The sequence below is a fragment of the Micromonospora sp. PRAS1 genome (genome assembly GCF_059553435.1).
Map to the genome: position 1 here is coordinate 60,393 of NZ_JCANNB010000024.1, position 25,961 is coordinate 86,353.

21 protein-coding genes, 1 tRNA gene, 1 pseudogene and 1 riboswitch are annotated in these 25,961 nt (G+C 72.1%); of the genes and pseudogenes, 10 read left to right on the forward strand and 13 right to left on the reverse strand.

The genetic code is table 11. The annotated features are described in order from the left end of the window. Positions 1-3 precede the first annotated feature (3 nt). A riboswitch (cyclic di-AMP (ydaO/yuaA leader) is annotated at positions 4-135 on the reverse strand. 149 nt (positions 136-284) lie between these two features. Both AC507J_RS21585 and AC507J_RS21590 read right to left on the reverse strand, forming a co-directional pair. After that, positions 285-2,399 (reverse strand): HelD family protein, encoded by a 2,115-nt coding sequence (locus AC507J_RS21585; RefSeq protein WP_496290989.1) that lies wholly within the window; start codon positions 2,397-2,399, stop codon positions 285-287. Positions 2,400-2,510: 111 nt separating this feature from the next. Then, a complete protein-coding gene (locus tag AC507J_RS21590) occupies positions 2,511-3,446 on the reverse strand; it encodes an alpha/beta fold hydrolase (protein WP_496290990.1) in 936 nt (311 codons plus the stop codon). Between the two features lie 148 nt (positions 3,447-3,594). Here AC507J_RS21590 and AC507J_RS21595 point away from each other — a divergent pair, with 148 nt between their 5' ends. After that, positions 3,595-4,236, forward strand: coding sequence for a carbonic anhydrase (locus AC507J_RS21595; protein WP_496290991.1), 642 nt, complete (start codon positions 3,595-3,597; stop codon positions 4,234-4,236). 132 nt (positions 4,237-4,368) lie between these two features. Here AC507J_RS21595 and AC507J_RS21600 read toward each other — a convergent pair whose 3' ends face one another. Continuing rightward, positions 4,369-4,698 carry a hypothetical protein gene (locus AC507J_RS21600; protein ID WP_341717082.1) on the reverse strand — a complete coding sequence of 110 codons (330 nt, stop codon included), beginning with the start codon at positions 4,696-4,698 and terminating at the stop codon, positions 4,369-4,371. A gap of 308 nt (positions 4,699-5,006) precedes the next feature. On the opposite strand from AC507J_RS21600, the gene AC507J_RS21605 reads away from it, so the two are divergent. Together AC507J_RS21605 and AC507J_RS21610 are read left to right on the forward strand one after the other, a co-directional pair. Then, complete coding sequence (locus AC507J_RS21605; RefSeq protein WP_496290992.1) at positions 5,007-5,498, forward strand: DUF3145 domain-containing protein; 492 nt, start codon at positions 5,007-5,009, stop codon at positions 5,496-5,498. 116 nt (positions 5,499-5,614) lie between these two features. Beyond that, a complete protein-coding gene (locus AC507J_RS21610) occupies positions 5,615-7,345 on the forward strand; it encodes a glycoside hydrolase family 3 protein (protein WP_496290993.1) in 1,731 nt (576 codons plus the stop codon). A gap of 21 nt (positions 7,346-7,366) precedes the next feature. Here the strand turns inward: AC507J_RS21610 and fabF are convergent, their stop codons facing one another. The 5 genes from fabF to AC507J_RS21635 all read right to left on the reverse strand — a co-directional run bounded on the left by fabF (position 7,367) and on the right by AC507J_RS21635 (position 12,174). Beyond that, positions 7,367-8,593, reverse strand: a complete 1,227-nt coding sequence (gene fabF, locus AC507J_RS21615) for a beta-ketoacyl-ACP synthase II (protein WP_496290994.1) — start codon at positions 8,591-8,593, stop codon at positions 7,367-7,369. Between the two features lie 2 nt (positions 8,594-8,595). After that, entirely contained in the window at positions 8,596-8,835 is a 240-nt protein-coding gene (locus tag AC507J_RS21620) for an acyl carrier protein (protein WP_111245448.1), read from the reverse strand. 82 nt (positions 8,836-8,917) lie between these two features. Next, positions 8,918-9,862 carry a beta-ketoacyl-ACP synthase III gene (locus AC507J_RS21625; protein WP_496290995.1) on the reverse strand — a complete coding sequence of 315 codons (945 nt, stop codon included), beginning with the start codon at positions 9,860-9,862 and terminating at the stop codon, positions 8,918-8,920. Then, positions 9,859-10,851: an ACP S-malonyltransferase gene (locus AC507J_RS21630; protein WP_496290996.1), complete on the reverse strand. Its 993-nt coding sequence runs from the start codon at positions 10,849-10,851 to the stop codon at positions 9,859-9,861. Before AC507J_RS21630 ends, AC507J_RS21625 begins: the two co-directional genes overlap by 4 nt. A 78-nt stretch (positions 10,852-10,929) precedes the next feature. Continuing rightward, positions 10,930-12,174, reverse strand: coding sequence for a PucR family transcriptional regulator (locus AC507J_RS21635; protein ID WP_496290997.1), 1,245 nt, complete (start codon positions 12,172-12,174; stop codon positions 10,930-10,932). Between the two features lie 167 nt (positions 12,175-12,341). On the opposite strand from AC507J_RS21635, the gene AC507J_RS21640 reads away from it, so the two are divergent. After that, positions 12,342-12,617: a hypothetical protein gene (locus AC507J_RS21640; protein WP_496290998.1), complete on the forward strand. Its 276-nt coding sequence runs from the start codon at positions 12,342-12,344 to the stop codon at positions 12,615-12,617. A gap of 42 nt (positions 12,618-12,659) precedes the next feature. On the opposite strand, the gene AC507J_RS21645 is transcribed toward AC507J_RS21640, so the two are convergent. The 4 genes from AC507J_RS21645 to AC507J_RS21660 form a co-directional block, all read right to left on the reverse strand. Then, positions 12,660-13,304 carry a hypothetical protein gene (locus AC507J_RS21645; protein WP_496290999.1) on the reverse strand — a complete coding sequence of 215 codons (645 nt, stop codon included), beginning with the start codon at positions 13,302-13,304 and terminating at the stop codon, positions 12,660-12,662. A gap of 241 nt (positions 13,305-13,545) precedes the next feature. Continuing rightward, positions 13,546-14,967, reverse strand: a complete 1,422-nt coding sequence (gene gltX / locus AC507J_RS21650; RefSeq protein ID WP_496291000.1) for a glutamate--tRNA ligase — start codon at positions 14,965-14,967, stop codon at positions 13,546-13,548. A 15-nt stretch (positions 14,968-14,982) separates the two neighbouring features. After that, the gene (locus AC507J_RS21655) at positions 14,983-16,254 is read right to left on the reverse strand and encodes an MFS transporter (RefSeq protein WP_496291001.1); all 1,272 of its coding nucleotides are present in this window, start codon (positions 16,252-16,254) and stop codon (positions 14,983-14,985) included. After that, on the reverse strand, positions 16,251-17,600 hold the full coding sequence (locus AC507J_RS21660; protein ID WP_496291002.1) for a GH1 family beta-glucosidase: 1,350 nt from the start codon (positions 17,598-17,600) through the stop codon (positions 16,251-16,253). Before AC507J_RS21660 ends, AC507J_RS21655 begins: the two co-directional genes overlap by 4 nt. Positions 17,601-17,787: 187 nt before the next feature. Between AC507J_RS21660 and AC507J_RS21665 the strand changes: the two genes are divergently transcribed. Then, positions 17,788-18,234 (forward strand): SRPBCC family protein, encoded by a 447-nt coding sequence (locus AC507J_RS21665; RefSeq protein WP_496291003.1) that lies wholly within the window; start codon positions 17,788-17,790, stop codon positions 18,232-18,234. A 166-nt stretch (positions 18,235-18,400) separates the two neighbouring features. Here the strand turns inward: AC507J_RS21665 and aceE are convergent, their stop codons facing one another. Then, positions 18,401-21,145 (reverse strand): pyruvate dehydrogenase (acetyl-transferring), homodimeric type, encoded by a 2,745-nt coding sequence (gene aceE, locus AC507J_RS21670; protein WP_496291004.1) that lies wholly within the window; start codon positions 21,143-21,145, stop codon positions 18,401-18,403. A gap of 192 nt (positions 21,146-21,337) precedes the next feature. Here aceE and AC507J_RS21675 point away from each other — a divergent pair, with 192 nt between their 5' ends. The 5 genes and pseudogenes from AC507J_RS21675 to AC507J_RS21695 all read left to right on the forward strand — a co-directional run bounded on the left by AC507J_RS21675 (position 21,338) and on the right by AC507J_RS21695 (position 25,841). After that, entirely contained in the window at positions 21,338-21,742 is a 405-nt protein-coding gene (locus AC507J_RS21675; protein ID WP_496291005.1) for a YjbQ family protein, read from the forward strand. A 381-nt stretch (positions 21,743-22,123) separates the two neighbouring features. Next, a pseudogene (locus tag AC507J_RS21680) lies at positions 22,124-24,562 on the forward strand (transketolase C-terminal domain-containing protein); the annotation flags it as partial. A 112-nt stretch (positions 24,563-24,674) separates the two neighbouring features. Then, the gene (locus AC507J_RS21685) at positions 24,675-25,112 is read left to right on the forward strand and encodes a DUF3052 domain-containing protein (RefSeq protein WP_341717066.1); all 438 of its coding nucleotides are present in this window, start codon (positions 24,675-24,677) and stop codon (positions 25,110-25,112) included. 57 nt (positions 25,113-25,169) lie between these two features. Continuing rightward, complete coding sequence (locus AC507J_RS21690; RefSeq protein ID WP_496291006.1) at positions 25,170-25,634, forward strand: peroxiredoxin; 465 nt, start codon at positions 25,170-25,172, stop codon at positions 25,632-25,634. A gap of 132 nt (positions 25,635-25,766) precedes the next feature. After that, a tRNA-Val gene (locus tag AC507J_RS21695) sits at positions 25,767-25,841 on the forward strand. Positions 25,842-25,961: the final 120 nt, after the last annotated feature.

Sequence of the window (25,961 nt, forward strand, 5' to 3'; positions counted from 1 at the left end):
CACATGTCCTTCCGTCAGCCGCCGACCGGGTTAGCTGACGGGTTCGGGACGGAAGATCCCTACCGCGTGTGCGGATGCACCCCAGGAACATGGTTCCCCGGCTCGCCCTGGCGGGCGATTAGGCGGCGACCACCGCCGGCACCGGTGGGTGCCGCCTGGCGGAGGCCGGGTCCGAGCGTACCGGGGCTGGTGTGACTGTTGCAGCCACTGTGACTCCTGGTACTGGCTCGTTCACCAGTAAATCAGACATAACGCCACTAAGGCGGCAATTTTCCCGGACTTGGTCAGCCGGTCGGGTCGACCGTGGTGAGCCGTTGGGTGGCCCGGGACAGGGCGACGTAGAGGGTGCGTACCCCGGCACCGGGCTCCGCCCGGATCTCGCCCGGCGCGACAAGCACCACCCCGTCGTACTCCATGCCCTTGGCCTCCAGGCTGGTCACCACCTGTAGGCGCTCCCCACCGAGGCCATCGAGCCAGGCCGCGACCTCGTCCCGGCGCGGCACCGGCGTGATCACCCCGACGGTGCCCTCGACCTCGTCGAGCAGGGTGCTCGTCGCCGTCGCGACGGTGCTCGCCAGCTCTGCCGCCGGCACCGTCAGCTGCACCGGGTCGACCCCGGTGGTGCGGACCGCCGTGGGCAGCGCGAGATCCGGGTACACCCGGCGGATCTCGGCCGCCGCCACCGCGAAGATCTCCGCCGAGTTGCGGTAGTTGGTGGTGAGCGTGAACCGGTGCCGGCGGCGCCGGCCCAGCGCCCGGTCCCGGGCGCTGGCCAGCTCCTGCGGATCACCGGTCCAAGCGGTCTGCGCCGGGTCGCCGACCACGGTCCAGGAGGCCAGCCGGCCGCGTCGGCCGATCATCCGCCACTGCATCGGCGAGACGTCCTGAGACTCGTCGACCACCACGTGGGCGTAGTCCCGGTAGTCTTCCGGGCGTTCCCGGGCCGCCTGCCGGGCGGCCCGCTGCCGGTCGGCGAAGGTGCTCAGCTCGCGTACCCCGCCGGCCAGCTGGTACGGGTCGCGCTTCGGGCGGGCCGGGCGCATCGGCTTGCCGAGCAGCGCGTCCAACTCGTCGAGGAGTGCCACGTCGGCCACGCTCGGCCCCTGCTCGGCCGACTCCCGGTACGCCTGACCGAGCAGCCGGGTCTCGGCACCGGAGAGCAGCCCGGCGGTGTAGCGGCGCAGTCGGTCCGGATGTGCCAGCCAGCCGAGCACGTGCCGGGGGTGCAGCCGGGGCCACCAGGCCTTGAGGAAGTCCCGGAAGTCGGTCCGGTCGATCAGCTCGTCCTCGAAGGCACGCTGCTCCGGCAGCCCGGAAATGCCCAGCCGGCGGGCCTGCGTCCAGAGCGCGGCGAGCACCCCGTCGAAGCCGGCCCGGCGCACCTCGTTGCGGCGGGCGCCCCGGGGCAACGCCCGGTCCCGGATGGCGTCCAGCTCGCTGCGCTCCAGCCGCAGCAGCTGCCCCCGGTAGAGCAGGCGCAGTTCGGCCGGCGAGTCGGGCACGGCGTCCCGGGCGGCCCGTTCCAGCACCTTGCGCATCCGCAGCGAGCCCTTGATCGCCGCCACCTCGGGCCTGTCGGTACGGGTGGCGGCCACCCCGAGGAAGAGGCTGCCCAGCGAGTGCAGGGTGGCGGTCTCCTCGCCAAGTGACGGCAGCACCGAGGCGATGTACTCGACGAAGACCGAGGAGGGACCGATCACCAGGATGCCGCCGCCGGCGTACCGGCTGCGGTCGGCGTAGAGCAGGTACGCGGCCCGGTGCAGCGCCACAGCCGTCTTGCCGGTGCCCGGACCGCCCGAAACGACTGTGACTCCCGAGCCGGGGGAACGGATCGCCTCGTCCTGCTCCCGCTGGATGGTCGCCACGATGTCGCGCATGCCCCGGCCGGTGGTCCGGGACAGGGTGGCCAGCAGGGCACCGTCGCCCACCACCGGCATCTCCGGCGGCGCGGCGTCCGGGTCGAGCAGGTCGTCCTCGATCCGGGTGACCCGCTCGCCGCTGGACTGGATCGTCCGGCGGCGCACCACGCCGAGCGGCTCGGCGGGGGTGGCCTGGTAGAAGGCGGCAGCGGCCGGCGCCCGCCAGTCCACCACAAGCGTGCTGGCGTCCTCGTCGCGGATGCCGAGCCGCCCGACGTAGAGCACCTGCCCGTCGCGCAGGTCGAGGCGGCCGAAGACCAGTCCCTCGTATTCGGCGTCGAGCAGATGACGCCGCTGGGCGGCGTGGAAGACCATCGCGTCCCGCTCGACCAGGGCGCCGAAGTTACCGACCCGGGCCAGCCGGTAGCCGTCCCGTTCGGCCCGCACCGCGGCCTGACGCAGCTCGGCCAGTCGCGCGTACACCCGGTCGAGATGCCGTTGCTCGACGGCGATCTCCTGATCCAGGGTGCTCTGATCCACCGCTCGCTTCTCCTCGTGACGCCGCCCGGCCAACCGCACGAGATTACGCCCCGCCGAACAGGTGCCCGGAAGGGCACCTTCGCAACGTCGGCGGTGGCGGAAGGACCCCGGTCAGGGGCGGCGTCGGCGGCGAGGGCCGACGCGGGCCGGTGCGGCGGCGAGGACCTGGCGCAGTACGCCGCCCAGGGCGGCGTTGACCTCCTCGGGGCGCTCCATCATCAGCATGTGGCCGGCACCGGGGCAGACGGTCAGCTCGGTGGCGGGCAGCGCGGCGGCGATCGACTCCGCGCACGGCGGCGGGGTGAGTCGGTCCCGGTCGCCGACCAGGGCCGCGGCCGGTAGGTGGGCCAGCTCGGCCAGCGTCGCCAACCGGTGCTGGGCGCCGAACGAGGCCCGGAAGCCGCCGATCGAGCGCAGCGAGGCACGGGCGACAGCCGAGGTGACCAGTCGGATGTCGACGGGATCGCAGCGTTCGCCGAAGAGCATCCAGCGGATGCTGGGGCGCAGCGCCCGCAGCAGGGCCCGGGGCGGTCGCCAGGCGCCACAGCGGGCCAGTACCCCGGCCCCGGTGGTCTCGGCCAGCCGGATCAACCGGGCGATCCGTGGCGACAGGCCGTAGACGGTGTGGGTGTGCCCCTCGGCGGTGGTGGAGACGAAGACCAGTCCGGCCACCCGGCGGGCGAAGTGGTCGGGGTGGCGGTGCGCGTACTCCATGATCGTCATGCCGCCCATCGAATGGCCGGCCAGCACCACCCGGCCGGTGGGCGCCGCCGCGTCAAGCACCGCCGCCAGGTCGTCGCCGAGCTGGGCCAGGGTGGCGGTGGGCAACGTCATGCAGCTGGAGCGGCCGTGTCCGCGCGCGTCGTATGCGACCACCCGGACCGAGTCGAACCTCTCCCGCAGGGCGCTCAGCTGCCGGTGCCAGCTCCGCCCGTCCAACGTCCAGCCGTGCACCAGCACCACCGTGACCTCGGCATCGGTCGGTCCGCTGGCCTCCACGTGCAGGCGTACGTCGTCGGAGAGCCGTACCTCGACGGGCTCTGGCATGGCCACCTCCCCACGGCCGCGCGGATGCGTAACACCTGGGATACCCGGTGGTAACACCGGCTACCCGTCATGACACCACGCGAACCGGGACGAGCGGAAGATTCGCCAACCGTCTCCGCGCCCGGGCCGGCCCGACCAAGCTGGAGCCATGGCGGTGTCGCGGGCGGTACGCACCGGAACGTCGGGCCGGGCGCGCGGCGGTACGCCCCGGGCGGCCCTGGCCGAACTGCTCGCCGGCAACCGGCGCTTCGTCAGCGGCCAGCCGGTGCACGGGCACGACGTGACCGCCGCGGCGGCGAGCGCCTCCGGTGACCAGCAGCCGTACGCGGTCCTGCTCGGCTGTATCGACTCCCGGGTGCCGCTGGAGGCGATCTTCGACCAGACCTTCGGCTCGATCTGCGTCATCCGCACCGGCGGGCATGTGCTGGACCGGGTGGTGCTCGGCTCGATCGAGTACGTGGTCGAGGTGTTGGGCGTACCGTTGATCATGGTGCTGGGCCACGAGCGGTGCGGCGCGATCGACGCCGCGATCGATGCGCTGCGCAGCGACCGCCGCCCGCAGGGCGCCCTGGCCCATCTGGTGGACCGGATCGCGCCGGCAGTGGCCGAGGTGGGGCTGGACGAACCGCAGGTGCAGCCGTTGGCGATCCGCAGGCACGTCCGCCGTACGGTGGCCACGCTGCGTGGTGACCCGCTGCTGGCGGAACCGCTGCGGGCCGGTCGGGTCGCCGTGAGCGGTGCCCTCTACGACCTGGCGACCGGCGAGGTCACCCTCCTCGACCCGCCCTGATCCGATGCGACGACGAACGCCTGATCCGACGCGACGACGAACGCCTGATCCGGGACGACGGCCGCCTGAACCGGGACGACGAACGCCCGCCGGGCGTACCCGGCGGGCGTTCGCGATACTGCCTGGAGGGGCTCAGCCCTCGAAGACGCCGGCCTCGACCAGGCGCTTCTCGGTGGCGTCCCAGCCGTCGCCCGGGTGGGCGGCGTTGAGGCTGTTGATCTCGGCCCGGATCTTGGCGGCGTGCCCGGCGGCGGCCAGCACCCGGATCTCCTCGACGAAGGCCTCGGAGTCGGTGCGCAGGTGCGCGGTCTTGCCGTTGGTCAGGTTCCGGACGTAGGCGTGCTTGCCGCCGTTGAGCGGGATGAGGTACTTGAACTCACCCAGCACGCTGAGGGCGCCACCCTGGCCAGCCTGGCCGGCCCGGACTGACGCGCGCGCGGTCTTAGAGGTGTTGCTCGCCACGGAGGTACTCCTTGCAAGACGTACGGAGGACGGAACGTCCGGGGGCTGTGCGGGTGGCACCGGAGGAGGTGACCCCGCGAAGGCTTACGCGGCACAGGCCGCCGATGGAACTGTACACGACCCACGATCCCGGCTGGTCACCGCGGCGTCACGTGGTGGAACCGCAGTCACCTGTCCGGGTATTCCGAGCGGCGGATTTCCCGATTCCCTGGCGCACCATCCGTCACAGCAGTCATCATGTGTTCCAGCAAGAGCCCGGTCGGGTGAGGTCGTAGGGGAAGACGCACCTCGCTCTCCGGGAGGTCTCCGTGCCAACGCGTGGCGTCGTATACGTCCACTCGACCCCGCTCGCCGTGTGCTCACACGTCGAGTGGGCGATCGCGCGCGTCCTCGCCGCGCCGGTCAACCTGGAGTGGACTGCTCAACCCGTCGATCCCGGCGCCCGCCGGGCCGAGTGCGGGTGGTCCGGTCGTCCGGGGACGGGCGCCGAACTGGCTGCTGCCCTCCGGCAGTGGCCCATGATCCGTTTCGAGGTCACCGAGGAACCCAGTCCGGGCGCCGACGGTGAGCGCTTCATGTACGTCCCGGGGCGCGGGCTGTTCCGGGCCACGGTGGGCGCCGCCGGTGACATTCAGCTCGGCGAGGACCGGCTGCGCAGCATCATGGCCGCCGCGCGGGCGCCCGAGGCGCTGGCGCACGCCCTGGACAAGGCGCTCGGCACCGCCTGGGATGCCGAGTTGGAGCCGTACCGCTACGCCGGGGACGGCGCTCCGGTGACCCTGCTCACCCGGGTGGGCTGAGCAGGCCGCCGGTCTCACCGGCCGAGCGCGGTGTTCGCGCCGGTCGATGGCGGTGCGCCCGGTGCCGGTCGGCCGTCCCAAGGTCGAGTTGCCCCGATCCGTGGTGGGCTGGTGGGATGGGCCGCGTGTCGACCACCACCCGGCGGGTCGCCGCCGCCCTCGTCACCGCGTCCGCGCTGCTCGTCTCCGGCTGCACCGGCCCCGAGCCGCGTGCGGAGCCGACCCCGAGTTCGGCCTCGCCGGATCCGGTGCCGCCGTCGAGCGCCGCGCCGGACGACCCGGCCACCCGGGCCGCCGCCCTGGTCGCCGGATTCGCCGACGAGGACCTGGTCGGCCAGGTGCTGATGCCCTACGCGTACGGCGACCGGGCGACCCGGGTCTCAGCCGGCTCGGCGGCCGGCAACCAGGCCCTGGCCGGCGTGGACACGCCGGCCGAGATGGTGGAGAAGTACCGGCTCGGTGGGCTGATCCTGGTGGGCTTCAGCGCCGACGACCCCACCCAGAGCAACCAGGAGACCACAAACGTCGACAACCCGGAGCAGGTCCGGGAGCTGACCACCGGACTACGGGAGGCCGCCGGGAAGCTGCCCGCCGGCCCGGCACCCTTCCTGATCGGCACCGACCAGGAGTACGGCGTGGTCACCCGGGTCACCGACGGAGTCACCCTGCTGCCCAGCGCGCTCGGCGCCGGTGCCGCAGGTGATCCCGCGCTGACCGAGGCCGCTTGGCGGGCCGCCGGTACCGAACTGGCCGCGATGGGGATCAACGTCGACTTCGCGCCGGTCGCCGACGTACTTGTCACCCGCAGCACGGTGATCGGTTCCCGGTCCTTCGGCGCCGACCCGAAGCGGGCGGGGGAGCAGGTCGGTGGCGCGGTACGCGGCCTACAGGCATCGGGCGTGGCGGCCACGCTCAAACACTTCCCGGGGCACGGGCACAGCGCCGTCGACTCGCACGAGGACCTGCCGGTGCTCGGCCAGTCCCGCAAGAAGCTGGCGGCCGAGGCCTGGCCGCCCTTCACCGCCGGCATCGAGGCCGGCGCGCTGGCCGTGATGTCCGCCCACCTCGACGTGCGCTCGGTCGACCCGGGGGTGGCCGCGACCTTCTCGCACAAGCTGCTCACCGAGGTGCTGCGCGGGGAACTCGGCTTCCAGGGCGTGGTGATCACCGACGGGATGAACATGGCGCCGGCCCGCCGCTGGGGGCCGGGTGAGGCCGCGGTACGCGCGCTCAAGGCCGGCAACGACCTGATCCTCATGCCGCCGAACGTGCGTCAGGCGTACGACGGGCTGCTCGCCGCGCTGCGGGACGGCTCGCTGCCCCGGGACCGCCTGGTGGAGGCGGCCACCCGCGTGCTGACCATGAAGTTCAGCCTGGCCGGCGGTCAGAACCCGGAGTTGTCCACGCTGAACGCCCCGGAGCACCGCGAGGCGGTCGGCGCGCTTGCCGCCGCAGCGGTGACCGTGCTGCGTGGCCGGTGCGACACCAGCGGGGTGCGCGGCCCGGTCACCGTCACCTCCTCCGGCGGCCGGGCGCACACCCGGACCGCGCTGACCGAGGCGCTTACCGAGGCGGGGGTGAAGGTGGTGCCCAGCGGAGGCACGATCGTGCACCTGGTCGGGTACGGCGACGGCGCCGGCGACCTGCGCGCCGACGCCGCCGTCACGGTCGCCATGGACACCCCGTACGTGCTGGCCCGGGCGAGTTCGCCGACGCTGCTGGCGACGTACTCGTCGAGCCGCGCCTCGATGACCGCGCTCGCCGACGTGCTGGCCGGCAAGGCCGCCCCGCGCGGACGCTCCCCGGTCAAGGTGTCCGGACTGCCCGCCACCACCTGCGACAACTGACGCCGGCGGTGGCGGGGTCGCTCAGACCCGGGTGAAGACGAGTGCCACGTTGTGCCCGCCGAAGCCGAACGAGTTGTTCAGCGCGGCGGGGATGTCCAGGTGGCGGGCCTTGTTGGTGGCGACGTCGAGGTCGAGGCCGTCGTCCGGGTCGTCCAGGTTGATCGTGGGCGGCACCACGCTGTCGCGGATCGCCAGGATCGTCGCGATCGACTCCAGCGCGCCGGCCGCACCGAGCAGGTGCCCGGACATCGACTTGGTGGCGGTAAGCACCGGGTGGTCACCGAGCGCGTTGTGCAGCGCCTTGATCTCGGCCAAGTCGCCCACCGGGGTCGAGGTGGCGTGCGCGTTGACGTGCACGATGTCGCCCTTGGCCACGTCCGCGTCGGCGATCGCCTTGGCGATGGCCCGGACCGCGCCCGCCCCCTCCGGGTGTGGCTGGACGATGTCGAAGCCGTCGGAGGTGATGCCGGAGCCGGCCAGCCTCGCATACACCCGGGCACCCCGGGCGGCGGCGTGCTCGGCGCGTTCCAGCACCACGATGCCGGCGCCCTCGCCGAGGACGAACCCGTCCCGGCCCTTGTCCCACGGCCGGGAGGCCTGCTCCGGCTCGTCGTTGCGGGTCGACATGGCCCGCATCGAGGCGAAGCCGGCGATCGGCAGCGGGTGGATCACCGCTTCGGTGCCGCCGGCCACCACCACGTCGGCCCGGCCGGCCCGGATCATGTCCAGGCCCAGCGCGATCGCCTCCGCGCCGGTCGCGCAGGCACTGGCCACCGAGTGCACGCCCGCCTGCGCGCCGAGTTCCAACCCCACCCAGGCGGCCGGACCGTTGGGCATCAGCATCGGCACGGTGTGCGGGGAGACCCGGCGGGGGCCGGAGGCCTCCAGGATGTCGTCCTGGGCGAGCAGGGTGACCGCGCCACCGATGCCGGAGCCGATGCTGACGCCCAGCCGCTCCGGGTCCAGCCCGGAGTCGGCCAGGCCGGCATCCGCCCAGGCCTGATGGGCGGCGATCAACGCGATCGCCTCCGACCGGTCCAGTCGGCGCAGCTTGACCCGGTCCAGCACGGTGGCCGGATCCACCGCCAGTTGGGCGGCGATCCGGACCGGGAGTTGCCCGGCCCACTCCTGGGTGAGCGCACTCACCCCGGAGCGGCCGTTGAGCATGGCGTCCCAGGTCGACGCGACGTCCCCGCCCAGCGGGGTGGTCGCGCCGAGCCCGGTGACGACGACGTCGGTGCGACTCATGATCAGGACTGCGCCTCGATGTAGCTCACGGCGTCCCCGACCGTCTTGAGGTTCTGCACCTCGTTGTCCGGGATCTTGACGCCGAACTTCTCCTCGGCCGCCACCACGACCTCGACCATGGAGAGCGAGTCGACGTCCAGGTCGTCGGTGAAGGACTTCCCCTCGGCCACGTCGTCCGGGCTCACCCCGGCAACCTCTTCGAGAATCTCGGCGAGGCCGGTGGTGATCTCGTCACGGGTCATTGCGGTGGGTTCCTCTCATCGGGTTTTCTCGACGGCGGCGACGCCGCCCGTCGGTCCTCGGCACCGGGGCGCCGAGGGGGTCTCAGGGGCAGCGGACGACCTGACCGGCGTAGGTCAGGCCGCCGCCGAAGCCGAACAGCAGCACCGGCGCGCCCGAAGGCACCTCGCGCCGCTCGACCAGCTTCGACAGGGCCAGCGGGATGCTGGCCGCGGAGGTGTTGCCGGACTCGACGATGTCCTTCGCGATGATCGCCTGGGGGATGTTCAGCCGCTTCGCGATCCCGTCGATGATCCGGGTGTTGGCCTGGTGCGGGACGAACGCGGCCAGCTCGGATGGGTCGACCCCGGCCCGCTCGCACGCCTGCAACGCCAGGGGCGCCAGCGCCGTGGTGGCCCAGCGGAACACCGTCTGGCCCTCCTGCGCGACGTACGGGCGCCAGCCCTCGATGCGTACCGCGTCTCCGCGCTCGGGCACCGAACCCCAGATCACCGGGCCGATGCCCGGAGCCTCGTCCGCGGCCGTGGCGGTGACCACCGCGGCACCCGCGCCGTCGCCGAAGATTATGCAGGTGGAGCGGTCGGTCCAGTCCGTGAACTCGGAGAGCTTCTCCGCGCCGATCACGATGGCGTTGCGGGACGCGCCGGCCCGGACCGCGTGATCCACGGTGCCGAGGGCGTACGCGAAGCCGGAGCAGGCGGTGTTGACGTCGAACGCGCCGGGTGCGCTGATGCCCAGCTTGGCGGCGACCCGGCAGGCCACGTTCGGGCTGCGGTCGACCGAGGTGCAGGTGGCGACCACGACCAGGTCGATGTCGGCGGCGGTCAGACCGGAGTTGGCCAGGGCCTTGTCGGCGGCTGCGGCGGCCATGTCGGCGACCGTCTCGTCACCGGCGATGCGTCGGGTGGCGATGCCCACCCGGTCCCTGATCCACTCGTCGTTGGTCTCCACCAACTGGGCGATCTCGTCGTTGGTCACCACCCGGGACGGCTGGTAGTGCCCCAGGGAGAGGATCCTGCTACCGCTCATGACGAGCCTTCCCCACGGTCGGTCTCGGCGTGAGACGCGTTCGGACTGAGCTTGCTTGTTGGTTCGCCGGGCCGGCCCAGGCGGGCGATCAGGTCCCGCGCGGCGGGCAGGTCGTCCGGGGTGTTCAGGGTGACGATCTCCGGGGCTCCGGTGGCCTTCAGCTCGCGCTTGACCAGGCCGGCGAGCGTCCCGGCGGGCGGCAGCTCGATCACCCCGGTGACACCGAGATCGGCGAGGCTGGCCATGCAGAGGTCCCAGCGGACCGGGGCGGTGACCTGGCGGACCAGCCGCCCGACCAGTTCCCGGCCGTCGTCGACCACCGTGCCGTCGAGATTGGAGAGCAGGAGACGCTTCGGGTCGCTCGGGGTGATCCCGGCCGCCACCGTGGCCAGTGCCGCCTCCGCCGGTGCCATGTACGGGGTGTGGAACGCGCCGGCCACCTTTAGCCGGATGACCCGGGCCCGGGCCGGCGGCTCGGCGGCGAGCTTGTCCAACGCGGCGACGGCACCGGCGGCGACGAACTGGCCGGCGCCGTTGCGGTTCGCGGCGTACAGCCCGTGTCCGTTGATCACATCGATCACTTCGTCCGGGTCGCCACCGAGCACGGCCGCCATGCCGGTCGGCTCCAGCGCGCAGGCGGCCGCCATCTCCTGGCCGCGTACCCCGGCGAGGGTGATCGCCGTCTCGGCCGGCAGGACACCGGCCAGCGCCGCCGCGCCGAGTTCGCCGACGCTGTGCCCCGCAGTGACGGGTACGTCCGCCATCGGCAGGTGCTCGGCGGCGAGCAGCGCCGCGGCGACCAGCAGCGGCTGGGTGCGGGCGGTGTCCCGGATCTCGTCGGCGTCGGCCTCGGTGCCCAGCCACACCAGGTCGACGCCGGCCAGCGTCGACCAGCGACGCAACCGTTCCTCGGCGCCGGTAAGGTCGAGCCAGGGGGTCAGGAAGCCGGGTTTCTGCGAACCCTGGCCGGGGCAAAGTACGGCGAGCACGTCTATGACTCTCCCGGATACCCACCGGTCGCGCTGTGCCGGCTGACACCAAACCGTACTAGAACCTTTGGTGGTTTCCTACAAAGATTGGTGCTGCTCGTCATCCCGCTGTGACCTTTTGCCGGGGGCTGGGACCAATGTCTGGGTCGGCACCACCGGGTCGAGTCGGCCGACCGTCAGCGCGACCCGCAGGGCGAAGGCGTCCCGGGGTGCCAACGGACTGAAGCCGGTCACCTCGGCGATCCGCCGCAGCCGGTAGCGCACGGTGTTCGGATGCACGAAGAGCGCCCGGGCGGCGCTCTCCAGCGTGCCACCGGCGGCGAAGAAGGCGTCAAGCGTCTCAAGCAGCTCACCGCTGGCCCGTACGAGCGTCGCGTACACGTCGTGCCGCAGCCGCCGGCGGGCCTCGGCGTCGCCGGCGAGCGCCCGTTCCGGCAGCAGGTCGCCGGCGTGCACCGGCCGCGGCGCCGCCGGCCAGGCCGGGGCTGCCCGGTAGCCGGCCAGCGCCGCCCGGGCCGACTCGGTGGCCTCGTCCAGGCTCGGTACCGCCGGGCCGACCACCACCGGTCCGGAGCCGAAGGCGGGCAGCAGCTTGCCGGTGGCCGCGACCGGATCGGCGGCTCCGCCGAGCACGATCACCAGCCGGTCGCCGTGCACGCCGCCGATGACCTCGACGCCGATCCGCCGGGCCTGGCGGTAGACCGTGTGCAGCACGGCGGAGACCTCGCCCCCGGGCGAGGGGCCGACGGCCACCGCCACCGGTGGTGCGTCCGTCCAGCCCAGCGCGGCGGCCCGACTGGCCAGCACGTCCGGGGAGTCGCCGCGCAGCAGCGCGTCCACCAGCAGCGCCTGTAGCCGGGCGTCCCAGGAGCCGCGCGACTCGGCGGCCCGGGCGTAGACCCGGGCGGCGGCGAAGGCGATCTCCCGGGAGTACCGCAGCACCGCCTCGCGCAGTTGCGGCTCCTCGCCCGGGGCGGCGAGTTCGTGCACCTGCTCCTCGACCACGTCGATGGTGACCTTGATGAGCGCGACGGTCTGCTGGAGGGTGATCGACCGGGCGAGCGCCTGCGGCGCGGTGGCGAACACCTCGTCGGAGACCTCCTGGGTCCCCTCGGCGGCCCCGTCGGATCGCAGCCACTGGACCAGCGAGCGGGCGCCGGCCTGGGCCACGAGCATCACCCACGACCGCTGGTCGGCGGGCAGTTCCCGGAACCAGGGCAGGGTCTCGTCCATCCGGCTCACGCTGGCGGTGGCCAGCGCACCGGCCGCGCGTTCGATCCGGCGCAACGTGGCCGACAGATCCGTCCCGCCCGACTCACTCACCCACCTAGCCTGACATGTCCTGACCTGGGCCTGTACGCCGGCCGTCGGCGGCGCCCGGCCGCCGCAGTGGGGTACGCGCTGCACGCGGCGTCGGAACCGGCCAGTACGGTGGCAGGGCACGTCGGGTGGGCACCGGCGGGTGAGGGCGAGAAGGCGAGGAGGGGCCGATGGCGTACGGGGAGGCCGAGCACGGTTGCGCCCAGGGAGAGCCGTGTCGACCGGGCCCGCACGAGCACCCGGCCGCCAAGCCGAGCGTGCCACGCTCGCGGGCCGCCGAGCCGGGTGTGCCGCGTTCGCGTGCCGCCGAGCCGCCGGCGGCGGAGCCGGAGCCCGCCGCCTGCCGTAGTCAGTTGCCCGGCTGGGCCGGCGGCCATCGGCACGGCCCGGTCCGTCCGGCGCACCGGAACACCCGTCAGGAACGCCCGCCCCGCCGTTGGTGCTGATCAGCCGGTCAGCGGGTCCAGCGGGTCAGCGGGTCAGGCGGGTCAGCGGGTCCGGCGGCGGATCAGCAGGGCGATCCCGGCGAGCCCGAGGGTGATCACCAACATCACCGCGACATTCAGCAGGAGCAGGCGGCGCAGCTCGCCGAAGGCCTCGTTGATGTCCTGGGCGGGGTTGAGCGCCTCCTCGGGGATGATCCGTTCACCCCCGCCGGCCCCGCCGCTGATCGCCTCGAACGTGCGCTCCAACGGCACGCCTGCGGTACGCAGCGTCTCGGACATGTTGATCCGGCCGAGGAACCAGGCCGCGCTGGTCTTGCGACCGTCCGGCTGTTTGGCCGGTCGGTGGATCCGCGGCCCACCCACAGCCGTCGGATAGAGGTCGTACGTCTGCTTCGCGACGTCGCCGGCCAGCACCACGATTGTGTACTTAGGACCGAGCTCCACCTTCGGCTTGCCCGACTGGCGGACCAGTTCCCGGAGGCTGACCTGATCGAGGAGGGCCTTGACGTGCTCGGAGTGGGAATCCTCCCGTAGCCGCAACGGCTCGGCCAGCCCGTGCCCGGTGATGTCCACCCCGGCCGCTGCCTTCGGGGCGGCCTTCGCCGGCTCGGCGACGGTCAGTGCCATCAACATGGCCGCCAGCCCACCCAGCAGCACCGCGGCCAGTCGCCTCACTCGTCGGACCATGCCGCCTCCTCGCCCCGTTCGATGGGTGGCTGTGCTGCACGGGTCACGCGTCGGAAGATTGACGGCAGTGACCGTGCCCACAGGACAGGTACCACCTCAAAGACTCCGCTGAACGTCGATCGGTTGCAGCTGGTGGAACACTAATTGGAACTATCTGCGATCGCGACTCGACCAACGAGCGGCCGTGGACCAACTGCGGCGGATCTTACCCTGCGGAGGCAACGCCAGGGCACGGGACGGGTCAGCCCTGGTCGGCGAAGAGCCGGACGCGGGCGGCGCGCAGCCGGGCGAGGGTGCGCTCGGCGCCGAGCACCTCCAGCGACTCGAACAACGGCAACCCGACGGTGCGGCCGGTTACCGCGACCCGTACCGGTGCCTGCGCCTTGCCGAGCTTGAGGCCGCGCTGCGCCCCGACCGCCTCCAGAGTGGCCTTCAACGTCTCCGCGTCCCAGGACGGCGCCGCCTCGAAGGCGGCGATCGCGTCGTCCAGCAGCTCCGCCGAGCCCGCCTTCATCGCCTTGGCCCAGGCCGCCTCGTCGATAAGCGGCGAGGCCACGAAGAGGAAGTCCACGTTCGGCACGATCTCGCTGAGCACGGCGATCCGGGTCTGGGCCAGCGGCGCCACCGCGGCGAACGCCGCCGGATCGAACTCCGCCAGCTGCCACGGCGGCGGCGCGATCGTGCCGGTGCCGGTCAGCCACGGCTGGCAGGCCTCGACGAACTCCTCGATCGGCAGCGCCCGGATGTACTCCCCGTTGAACGCGCGCAGCTTCTTCTCGTCGAAGAACGCCGGCGACGGGTTGACGTCGGTCAGCCGGAACTCGTCCTCGATCACCGACCAGGGCACGATCTCCCGGTCGCCCGAGGGCGCCCAGCCGAGCAGCATCAGGTAGTTGCGCATCGCGTCGGCGAGGTAGCCCTCGTCCCGGTACGCCTCCAGGGCGACCTTGTCGCGGCGCTTGGAGAGCTTCTGCCGCTTCTCGTTCACCACCACCGGCACGTGCGCCCAGATCGGCGGCTTCACGCCGAGGGCGTCCCAGAGCAGCTGCTGCTTCGGGGTGTTGGGCAGGTGCTCCTCGGCCCGGATCACGTGGGTGATCCCCATGGTCATGTCGTCCACGACGTTGGCCAGCAGGAAGACCGGGGAGCCGTCGCCCCGGGCGATGACGAAATCCTCGATGAGCTTGTTCTCGAAGGTCGGCTCGCCCCGGATCAGGTCGGTGACCACCGTCGAACCCTCGTCCGGGGTGCGGAACCGCAGCGCCCGGCCCTCGCCGGGCGGCAGGTCCCGGTCGCGGCAGTAACCGTCGTAGCCGGTGTACTGGTTGCCGGTGCGGGCCTGCACCGCCTCCCGGGTGCAGTCGCAGTAGTACGCCCGACCCGACTCGTAGAGCCGACCGGCGGCGGCCCGGTGCTCACCGGCGTACGAGGACTGGAAGTAGGGACCCTCGTAGCTGCCCCGCTCGATGCCGATCCAGTCGAGCGCCGACAGGATGCCCTCGGTCCATTCCGGCCGGTTGCGGGCCGCGTCGGTGTCCTCGATGCGCAGCACGAACACCCCGCCCTGCTGCTTGGCGTAGATCCAGTTCTGCAGCGCCGAGCGGGCACCGCCGACGTGGAACATACCGGTGGGGGAGGGGGCAAAGCGCACACGTACCGTCACGACCTCAGCGTACCGTCACGGCACGGAGCGGATCTTCAGGACCAGTACGCTGCCGAGCAGCGTCACCGCCGCGGTGGTCGCGTACAACGCCGGGTAGCCGCCGAGATGCACCACGATCGGGGCGGAGATGGCCGGGCCGAGCACCTGGGGCGCGGAGTTGGCGATGTTGATCACGCCCAGGTCCTTGGCCCGGTCGGTGGCCCTCGGCAGCACCTGGGTGATCAGGGCAGCGTCGACCGACAGGTACACCCCGTAGCCGGCCCCGAGGATCAGCGCGGCGGTCACCGCCATCGGCCAGGTGGGCGCGGCGGCCAGCAGCAGCGCCGCCACCGCCATCACCACGCCCGCGGCGATCACGAAGACCTTCCGCTTGCCGGACCGGTCGGAGAGCCGGCCGGCGACCACCGTGGTGGCCATCAACCCGGCGGTGTAGAGCAGGATCAGCACCAGCAGGCCGCCCTCTGGGTCGGCCACCCGTACCTCGTCGGTGAGGAAGTAGAGCAGGTAGAGGGTGCCGAAGGCGTTGCCGAGCTGGACCAGGAAGCGGGTGATCCAGGCCCAGCCGAAGTCGGGGTGGCGGCGCGGCGACACCCACATCCCGGCGACCATGCCGCGCAGCGTCGGGCGGTGTGCGCGCGGCAGCGGATCGTCCCGCGTACGCAGGGCGAACGGCAGCGCGAGCAGCACCACGGCCGCGGCGACCGCGAGGTAACCGCCGGTGTTGCCGGTGACCACGACGGTGACCAGCACGACCCCGAGCACCAGCCCCAGCGTCTGCGGGATGCCGACCCAGCCGGAGACCGCGCCGCGCTGCACCACCGGAACCCGGTCCGGTACGGCGGCGGTCAGGCTGGCCAGCATCGCGTTGAAGCAGACCTGCGCGGCGACCCAGCCGACCACCACCCCGGGCACGGTACGCGCCTGCGCGAGCAGCGCCAGGGCCAGCGCGCCGAGCACCGCGCCGCCGAGGGTCCAGACGTGCCGGCGGCCGAACTCCCACCGGCCCAGCCGCAGGCAGGTCCGGTCGGAGAGCGCTCCGGCGAGCGGGTTGGCGATCACCGCGGCCAGCGCACCGAACCCGGTGACCACCGCCAGCATGGTCTCCTTGTTCGTCGGCGCGAGCTGCCCGATCTGCTGGGGCAGCAGCACCTGGATCGGGGTGAAGAAGGCCATCCAGACGCCGAGGTTCGCGGCGAAGAGCAGCGCGATCCAGCCCCGCCGCACCGGCACCGTCGGTTCGGCCAGCGCCGCCGGCAGCGACGCCGGCGTGGGGTCGACGGTGGTCACCGCGCCGGTTCCCGCCGGGCTGTCGCGATCACCTCACGCAGCCAGGCGTACGACGACTTGGGCGTACGCCGTCCGGTGGCGTAGTCGACGTGCACCAGGCCGAAGCGCTTGGTGAAGCCCTCGGCCCACTCCCAGTTGTCCAGCAGGGACCAGACGAAGTAGCCGTTCACGTCGACTCCGTCGGCCATCGCGGCGTGCACCGCCCGCAGGTGGCCGTCCAGGTAGGCGATCCGGTCCGGGTCGGGCACCCGGCCCTGCGCGTCGGGCACGTCGTCGTAGGCGCAGCCGCTCTCGGTGATCTGGATCGGCGGCAGCGTCGCGCCGTACCGGCGGTGCAGCCAGCCCAGCAGGTCACGCAGCCCGTCCGGAGCCACCGGCCAGTCGAAGGCGGTACGCGGGTAGCCCTCAAGCGGCACCAGCTCGAACGGCAGCGGCGAGTCCGCCTCGGGTGCGCGTACGCCGGTCGGGTTGTAGTAGTTGACCCCCAGCACGTCGATCGGGGCGGCGATCATGTCGAGGTCGCCGTCGCGCACCACGGCGTCGGTGAAGCCCAGTTCCGCCGGGTAGCCGTGGCCGAGCAGCGGGTCGGTGAAGAGCCGGTTGTGCAGCGCCTCGTAGGCCACCGCCGCGGCGAGGTCGGCCGGGTCGTCGCCGATCGGCCGGACCGGCGAGTAGTTGTTGGCGATGGCGACCGGGCTGCTGCTGCGGGCGCGTAGCGCGCCGACCGCGAGGCCGTGGCCGAGCAACTGGTGGTGGGCGACCGGGAAGGCGTCGAAGAGCAGCGTCCGGCCCGGCGCGTGCTCGCCCGTGCCGTAGCCGAGGCTCATGTGGATGAACGGCTCGTTCAGGGTGATCCAGAGCTTCACCCGGTCGCCGAGGCGGGCGGCGACCAGGTCGGCGTACTCGGCGAAGCGGTACGCGGTGTCCCGGTTCAGCCAGCCGCCGGCCTCCTCCAACCGCTGTGGCAGGTCCCAGTGGAACAGCGTGGCGACCGGATCGATGCCGTGGTCGAGCAGTCCGTCCACCAGCCGTTCGTAGAAGTCCAGTCCACTCGCGTTGACCGCGCCGGTGCCGGTCGGCAGCACCCGGGGCCAGGCGACCGAGAAACGGTACGCGGTGACGCCGAGCCCGGCCATCAGGGCGATGTCCTCGGCGTACCGGTGGTAGTGGTCGCAGGCCACGTCGCCGCTGCTGCCGTCGGCGATCCGGCCCGGCGAGTGGGCGAAGGTGTCCCAGATGGACGCGCCACGCCCGTCGATGTCGGCGGCACCCTCGATCTGGTACGCCGAGGTGGAGACGCCCCAGCGGAATCCGGCGGGGAAGTCGGGCATCGGTGCATGCGGCATACGCCCTCCCAAGGAAAACGCGAAACGTGTTCGGAACTCTAGGGGGCGTTTCGCCTCCGGTCCATAGGCCGATCTGTGGCCGGAATCAATACCTTTCGGCGTGTCTTCGGGGAACCCGTCCGTATACGTCCGTTTTTGCGCATACAGTGCCGATATCGTGGGATGTCCTCACTGGAGGAAGACGGAAATGATCCTCGTGGAACGCAGTGCGCACGTGGCGGCGCCGGTGGAAGCGGTCTGGGATGTGGTGCAGCGGGCCGAGCAGTTGCCGGCCTGGCTGGCCGGGGTCCGGGCGGCCGAGGTCCTCTCGGGCGAGGGCTTCGGTCGACGGCAGCTGGTCCAGGCCGGACGCGGTGCCGCGCATGAGGCCGAGGTGATCGCCTACCAGGAGCCGACCCTGATCGGCTGGCGCGAACGCGCCAAGGGCGCCGGTGCCCGAGCGGAGGCGCGCACCGAGATATACGTCCAGCTCACCCCGGACGAAGCCGAAGGCGGGACGATCGTGCGGCTCATCGTCGTACGCTGGCCGGCCGGCCCGGTCAAGGCCGCCCTGCTCCGCCTCGGGCTGCGTCGGGTCGGCGCCGACCTGGAGGACTCGCTGGCCCGGCTCACCGACCTGGCCGCCGTCGGCTGACCGGTCGCGTCCTGGCGTCACCCGCGACGGTGGCGGCCCGGGTGCACCTACCAGGTGCACCCGGGCCGCCACCGCTTCCCGTGCCTTCGGCGCTCCGCCGGTCGACGGTTAGGAAGGGGCCCTTCCTATACCTGAGGCGTTAACAAGGGGCCCTTCCTTACGCTTCCTAGCTGTCGCCGCCGGTCTCGCCGACCGGGGCGGCGGCGATGTCGTCGATGGCGTACTTCTTGGCCGCCTCGGCCGGTACGTGCGCCGGTACCGCGCCACGCAGCGCGAGCTGGCGCAGCGTCGCGACCGCGACCGACTCGGCGTCGACGTGGAAGTGCCGGCGCAGCGCGTGCCGGGTGTCCGAGAGGCCGAAGCCGTCGGTGCCCAGCGAGGTCCAGTCGCCGGGAACCCAGCGGGAGATCAGGTCCGGCACCGCGCGCATCCAGTCGCTTACCGCGACCTTCGGCCCGTCGGCGTCGGCCAGCTTGCGCTGGATGTACGGCACCCGCTGCTCCGCGCCGGGGTGCAGGAGGTTGTACTCCTCGCACTGCACCGCGTCGCGGCGCAGCTCGGTCCAGGAGGTCACCGACCAGACGTCGGCGGCCACCCCCCAGTCCTGGGCGAGCAGCTGCTGCGCCTTGAGCGCCCACTGCATGCCGGTGCCGGAGGCGAGCAGGTTCGCCCGGGGCGCGTCGCCCTCCACCGAGGGGGCGGGGGAGTAGCGGTAGATGCCCTTGACGATGCCCTCGGCGTCCACGCCCTCCGGCTCAGCCGGCTGGTGGATCGGCTCGTTGTAGACGGTGAGGTAGTAGAAGATGTTCTCCTGCTCCTCGCCGTACATCCGGTGCAGGCCGTTCTCGACGATGTGTGCGATCTCGAACGCGAACGCCGGGTCGTACGCGATTACCGCCGGGTTGGTGGCGGCCAGCAGCAGGGAGTGCCCGTCCTCGTGCTGGAGGCCCTCACCGTTGAGCGTGGTGCGCCCGGCGGTGGCACCGAGTACGAAGCCGCGGGCCATCTGGTCCGCCGCCGCCCAGAAGCCGTCGCCGGTGCGCTGGAACCCGAACATCGAGTAGAAGATGTACATCGGGATCATCGGCTCGTCGTGGGTGGCGTACGACGAGCCGGCGGCGGTGAACGAGGCGACCGAGCCGGCCTCGTTGATCCCCTCGTGCAGGATCTGCCCGGCGGTCGACTCCTTGTACGACAGGAACAGTTCCCGGTCGACCGAGGTGTACCGCTGGCCGTGCGGCGAGTAGATCTTCGCGGTCGGGAAGATCGAGTCCAGACCGAAGGTACGCGCCTCGTCCGGGATGATCGGCACCCAGCGCTTGCCGAACTCCTTGTCCTTCATCAGGTCCTTGAGCAGCCGGACGAAGGCCATCGTGGTGGCCACCTTCTGCTTGCCCGAACCGCGCTTGATGTCGGCGAAGCGCTCGGTGCCCGGAATGGCAAGCGACTTCGCGTTGGTCCGCCGGGTCGGCAGGTAACCGCCGAGATGCTGGCGCCGCTCGTGCAGGTACTGCATCTCCTCGGACTTCTCGCCCGGGTGGAAGTACGGCGGCAGGTACGGGTTCTCCTCCAGCGCCGAGTCCGGGATGTCCAGGTAGAGCCGGTCGCGGAAGGTCTTCAGGTCCTCAAGCGTCAGCTTCTTCATCTGGTGCGTGGCGTTGCGGCCCTCGAAGTGCGAGCCGAGCGTCCAGCCCTTGATCGTCTTGGCCAGGATCACCGTCGGCTGGCCGGTGTGCTCCGTCGCCGCCTTGTAGGCCGCGTAGAGCTTGCGGTAGTCGTGCCCGCCGCGCTTGAGGTTCCAGATCTCGTCGTCGCTGAGCCCCTCGACCATCTTGCGGGTCCGCGCGTCCCGGCCGAAGAAGTGCTCCCGCACGTACGCCCCGGACTCCGCCTTGTAGGTCTGGTAGTCGCCGTCCGGGGTGGTGTTCATGAGGTTGACAAGCGCGCCGTCGGTGTCGGCGGCGAGCAGCGGGTCCCACTCCCGACCCCAGACCACCTTGATCACGTTCCAGCCGGCGCCCCGGAAGAACGCCTCCAGCTCCTGCATGACCTTGCCGTTGCCGCGTACCGGCCCGTCCAGTCGCTGGAGGTTGCAGTTGATCACGAAGGTGAGGTTGTCCAACTCCTCGCGGGCGGCCACCCCGATCGCGCCGAGGGTCTCCGGCTCGTCCATCTCGCCGTCGCCCAGGAACGCCCAGACGTGCTGGTCGGAGGTGTCCTTGATGCCCCGGTGCTGGAGGTAGCGGTTGAACCGGGCCTGGTAGATGGCGTTCAGCCCGCCCAGACCCATCGAGACCGTGGGAAACTCCCAGAAGTCGGACATCAGCCGCGGGTGCGGGTACGACGGCAGTCCGCCACCCGGGTGCGACAGCTCCTGCCGGAAACCGTCGAGCTGGCTCTCGCTGAGCCGACCCTCGAGGAACGCCCGGGCGTACATGCCGGGGGAGGCGTGGCCCTGGTAGAAGATCTGGTCGCCGCCGCCCGGGTGGTTCTTGCCCCGGAAGAAGTGGTTGAAGCCCACCTCGTAGAGCGACGCGGAGCTGGCGTAGGTGGAGATGTGACCACCGACGCCGATCTCCGGGCGCTGCGCCCGGTGCACCAGCATCGCCGCGTTCCACCGCACGTACGCCCGGATCCGCCGCTCGACGTGCTCGTCGCCGGGGAACCACGGTTCGCGCTCCGGCGGGATGGTGTTGATGTAGTCGGTGGTGGTCAGCGACGGCACCCCGACCTGGCGCTCACGGGCGCGCTCCAGCAGACGCAGCATCACGTAGCGGGCGCGCTTGGTGCCGCGCTCGTCGATGACACCGTCGAGCGACTCGACCCATTCGCTGGTTTCCTCAGGGTCGATGTCCGGAAGCTGGCTCGGCAGGCCGGCCGTGATCACCGGGCGCTTGCGTTCCGTAGCCACAGGCGTTCCCTCGGTTGTGTGTGGGATAGGTCTCTAGCGCCATCCTGCCCCGTCATGGCACTCGCCGTCACGTCCACCCGACCCAAGGGCGACGCTCAACACACGTACCGACCAGTAACTATCCTGTGGATCTCGCGCCGGACGCCCCTCGAGCCGCGTTTCGACAGCACGGTCCTGCGGAAGAATCGGGGCATGCGCAGTGACGTGATCAACATCGGGACCGGGTCCCGGCCGACGGTCCGGGACATCACGCGAGAGGCGGAGCGGTTCGTCTCGGGGCAGGGCGACGGGCTGCTGCACGTTTTCGTGCCGCACGCCACCGCCGGGGTGGCCATCATCGAAACCGGCGCCGGCTCGGACGACGACCTGCTCACCGCCCTGGACGACCTGCTGCCCACCGACGACCGGTGGCGGCACCGGCACGGCTCACCGGGGCACGGCCGTGATCACGTGCTGCCCGCCTTCGTCGCCCCGTACGCGACCCTGCCGGTGCTCGACGGTCACCTGGCCCTGGGCACCTGGCAGTCGATCTGCCTGGTCGACCCGAACGGCGACAACACCACCCGCCAGGTCCGCTTCTCGTTCCTCCCCGCCTGACACCCACCCCGCCCGACACCCGTGTCGATCAAGAGGTTGGCGTCGGCTGGCAGCCCTATGTCGAACAGGGACCCACCGGCCCGCGCCGCCAGGGTGCTCCGGTGGGCGAGGTGTGCTCCGGTCGGTAATGCTGTCGACGTGACCACGCCGCAGGATCTCGATGACCGGTTCCGGGAGTCGCTGGCCGCGCTGCCCGAGCCGCGGCACCGCGCCGACCCGACGCAGCCGGTGGCCGAGGGTGCCGCGCTGACCGGTGCCCAACTGTTGGACCTATTCGACGCCCAGGTCACCAGCCGGCAGCTCGACCTGGCCGGATGCTGGCTGCGCAGCTTCGGCGAGGGCTACTACACAATCGGCTCTGCGGGGCACGAGGGCAACGCCGCGCTCGCGGCGGCCCTGCGCTCCACCGACCCCGCGTTGCTGCACTACCGCTCCGGCGCGTTCTACTGCGTCCGGGCCGCCCAGGCCGCCGGGCTGCGCTTCGACGCCGACGGACCGCAGGGCCCGGAAGGCGGGGCCGCCGCGAGCGCGGACGGCGAGCCGGCCGCCCCCGTACCGCCGGCTCCCTCGGCCCCCGCAGCGGCCCCGGCCCTGGCGGTCGACCCCGCGCCGTCGGCGGTCGCCGCGCCGGTGACCGAGACCGCGCCCGGACGCGCCGACCAGACCGAAGCCGCCGATCAGTCCGCTCCCGCCGATCACCAGTCCGCTCCCGCCGATCACCAGTCCGGTCCCGCCGATCACCAGTCCGGTCCCGCCGATCACCAGTCGGGTCCCGGCGACCAGTCGGGTCCCGGCGATCAGGCCGGGGGCGGTGGCGCGGCCGGTGCCGGGGCGCGGATGGCCTCGGTGCGGCGGCCGGTGGCGCCGGCGTACGCCGAGGCCGCGCGGGACGTGTTGCGCGGGATGGTCGCCTCCGCAGAGGAGCCCATTGCCGGTGGCCGGCAGAAGGTCTTCGGCCGGGCCGATCTCGCCGTGCTGCCGACCACCTCGACCGTCGCCTCGCACCTGCCCCGGGCGGTCGGGATGGGGCTGGCGGTGGAACGGTTGCGCCGACTCGACGCCCGTGGCGTGCCGATCCGGCCCGAACCGGCCGTGCCGACACCCTGGGCGCCCGACGCGATAGTGGTCTGCTCGTTCGGCGACGCCTCGATCAACCATGCCAGCGCCACCGCCGCCTTCAACACCGCCGGCTGGTACGACCACACCGGTCTGCGGATCCCGGTGCTCTTCGTCTGCGAGGACAACGGGCTGGGCGACAGCGTCCGGTCGCCGCAGGGCTGGGTGACGACCGCGCTGCGGTCGAAGCCGGGCATCCGGTACTTCGCCGCCGACGGTGCCGACCTGGTCGAGGCGTACCGGTCGGCGGCTGAGGCGGTCGCCTGGGTCCGCCGGCACCGACGCCCGGCGGTGCTGCACCTGAGCACGGTCCGGCTGATGGGCCAGGCCGGCGCGGACGCCGAGAGCACGTACCGCAGCGCCGAGGAGATTGCCGCCGACCTGGCCGCCGATCCGGTGGTCGCCACCGCGCGCCGGCTGGTGGAGGCGGGCCTGGCCGGTGGCGCGGAACTGCTGGACCGGTACGACGAGATCGGCTGGCAGATCCGCCGGATCGCCGAGCAGGTGCTCGATGAGCCGAAGCTGAGCAGCCCGGCCGAGGTGGTCGCCCCGCTGGCGCCGCGCCGGCCGGCCCGGGTGGCCCGGGCGGTGGCGGACGCCGGCATCCGGGCGGCGGGTGCGGGTGCGGCGGCCCGGGCCGAGGCGTTCGGTGGCAAGCCGCCCGAGTTGGCCGGCCCGCTCACCCTCGCGCAGAGCATCAACGCCGCGCTCACCGACGGGCTGCTCGACCAGCCGCAGATGGCGGTCTTCGGCTCCGACGTCGCCGCCCGGGGCGGGGCGTACGGGGTGACCAGGGGTCTGCGCGATCGGTTCGGCGCGGCCCGGGTCTTCGACACGCTGCTCGACGAGACCTCGGTCCTCGGGCTCGCGCTCGGCGCGGGGCTGGCCGGCATGCTGCCGGTGCCGGAGATCCAGTACCTGGCCTACCTGCACGGTGCCGAGGACCAGTTGCGCGGCGAGGCGGCGAGCATCGGCTTCTTCTCCCAGGGCACGTTGCGCAACCCGATGGTGGTCCGGGTGGCGGGCCTGGCGTACCAGGAGGGCTTCGGCGGGCACTTCCACAACGACAATTCGGTGGCCGTACTGCGGGACGTGCCCGGCCTGGTGATCGCCGTGCCGGCCCGGCCGGACGACGCGGCGGCGATGCTGCGGACCTGCCTGGCGAGCGCGGCGGTGGACGGCAGCGTCTGCGTGTTCGTCGAACCGATCGCGCTCTACCACACCCGCGACCTCTACACCGACGGTGACGGTGAGTGGCTGGCCGGCTATCTCGAACCGGGTGCCTGGGCGAGCCGGCACGCCCCCGTCGGCCGGGCCCGGGTGTACGGCGTGGGCTCGGCCGAGGACGTCACCATCGTGACCTTCGGTAACGGCGTACGGATGTCGCTGCGGGCCGCGTCGACGCTTGCCGACGAGGGCATCGGGTGCCGGGTGGTGGACCTGCGGTGGCTCGCGCCACTGCCGGTGGCGGATCTCATTCGGGAGGCCACCGCGACCGGCCGGGTGCTGGTGGTGGACGAGACGCGGCGCTCCGGCGGGGTGGGTGAGGGCGTGCTCGCCGCCCTGGTCGACGCCGGTTATGTCGGTGCCGCACGTCGAGTGGCCGCAGTTGACTCTTTTGTACCATTAGGTCCGGCTGCCCGTCAGGTCCTGGTCTCGGAGGAGGCCATCACCCAGGGTGCCCGTACGCTGCTGGCGCGGTAAATTTCGTTCCACCCGGTGCGCCACTTGCGCAGGAGGCCGCGACTGTGTGGACTTTGCCTGAGGGCGTCGAGTGGCGCCGGTGAACTCGCCCGAGATGAGGAGGCACGCGACAGTGAGCGCGACCGCTGGTCAGGCTGCCGACGGGGTACGCAGCCTGGCGGACCGGTTCGGCATCGAGCCGGGGATGGTCGTCATGGAGATCGGCTACGACGACGACGTCGACCAGGATCTCCGGGACGCCCTGACCGACCGTTGTGGGGAGCTCGTCGACGAGGACACCGACGAGGTGGTCGACGCGGTTCTGGTGTGGTATCGGGACGGCGACGGTGACCTCTTCGAGCTACTCGTCGAGACCCTCGCCCCGCTGGCGGACAACGGGGTCGTGTGGTTGCTGACGCCCAAGGCCGGCCGCGAGGGCCACGTCGAGCCGAGCGAGATCGCCGAGTCCGCTCCCACCGCCGGCCTTCAGCAGACCTCGACGGTAAACGCCGGCAAGGACTGGAGCGGCGCCCGTCTGGTGCTGCGCCGAGGTGCCAAGGGTAGGAAGTGACCCGCCTGCCCGGTGTGACAGGCTGAGCCGTCCCGTCTCGATACCGAGGAGTTGCACATGCCGATCGAGGTTGGCGCCGAAGCGCCGGACTTCGTGCTGAAGGACCAGAACAACCAGGAGGTCCGGCTCGCCGACTTCCGTGGCCGGCGTACGGTCCTGCTGGTCTTCTACCCGCTGGCCTTCACCGGCGTCTGCCAGGGCGAGCTGTGCGAGGTGCGGGACAACCTCGACGAGTACGTCAACGACGACGTCCAGGTACTCACCGTAAGCGTCGACTCGGTCTACGCCCACAAGATCTGGGCGGACCGGGAGGGCTACCAGTTCCCGCTGCTCGCCGACTTCTGGCCGCACGGTGCCGTCGCCCAGGCGTACGGGGTCTTCAATGACGTGGCCGGCATCGCCAACCGGGGCACCTTCGTCATCGACAAGGCCGGCATCGTCCGCTTCGCCGAGATGAACATGCCGGGTGAGCCCCGCGACCAGCAGGGCTGGCGCAAGGCGCTGGCGGAGGCCGGCGCCTGATCCGGCACCGACCGGCATGCGGCGTCCGACCCCTCGGTGTGCGGCGTCCGGCAGGGCCGGTGTGAGGCGTCCGGCCGGGCCGGTGGGCGGCAGGGTAAGCTGCCAACCGCCGGTCCGCCGAATGGCGTTTCTGGGCGCGTAGCTCAGTGGGAGAGCACTCGCCTTACAAGCGAGGGGTCGCAGGTTCGAAACCTGCCGCGCCCACCAGGACCAACAACGGCCCGGAGATCAGTTCTCCGGGCCGTGCCAGCAACGGCGGTTACCAGAGCCGGCCGTCATCGGCTTCATTGCACAGCTCCTCATCTTCTCGACTGCAACGTGTTCCCG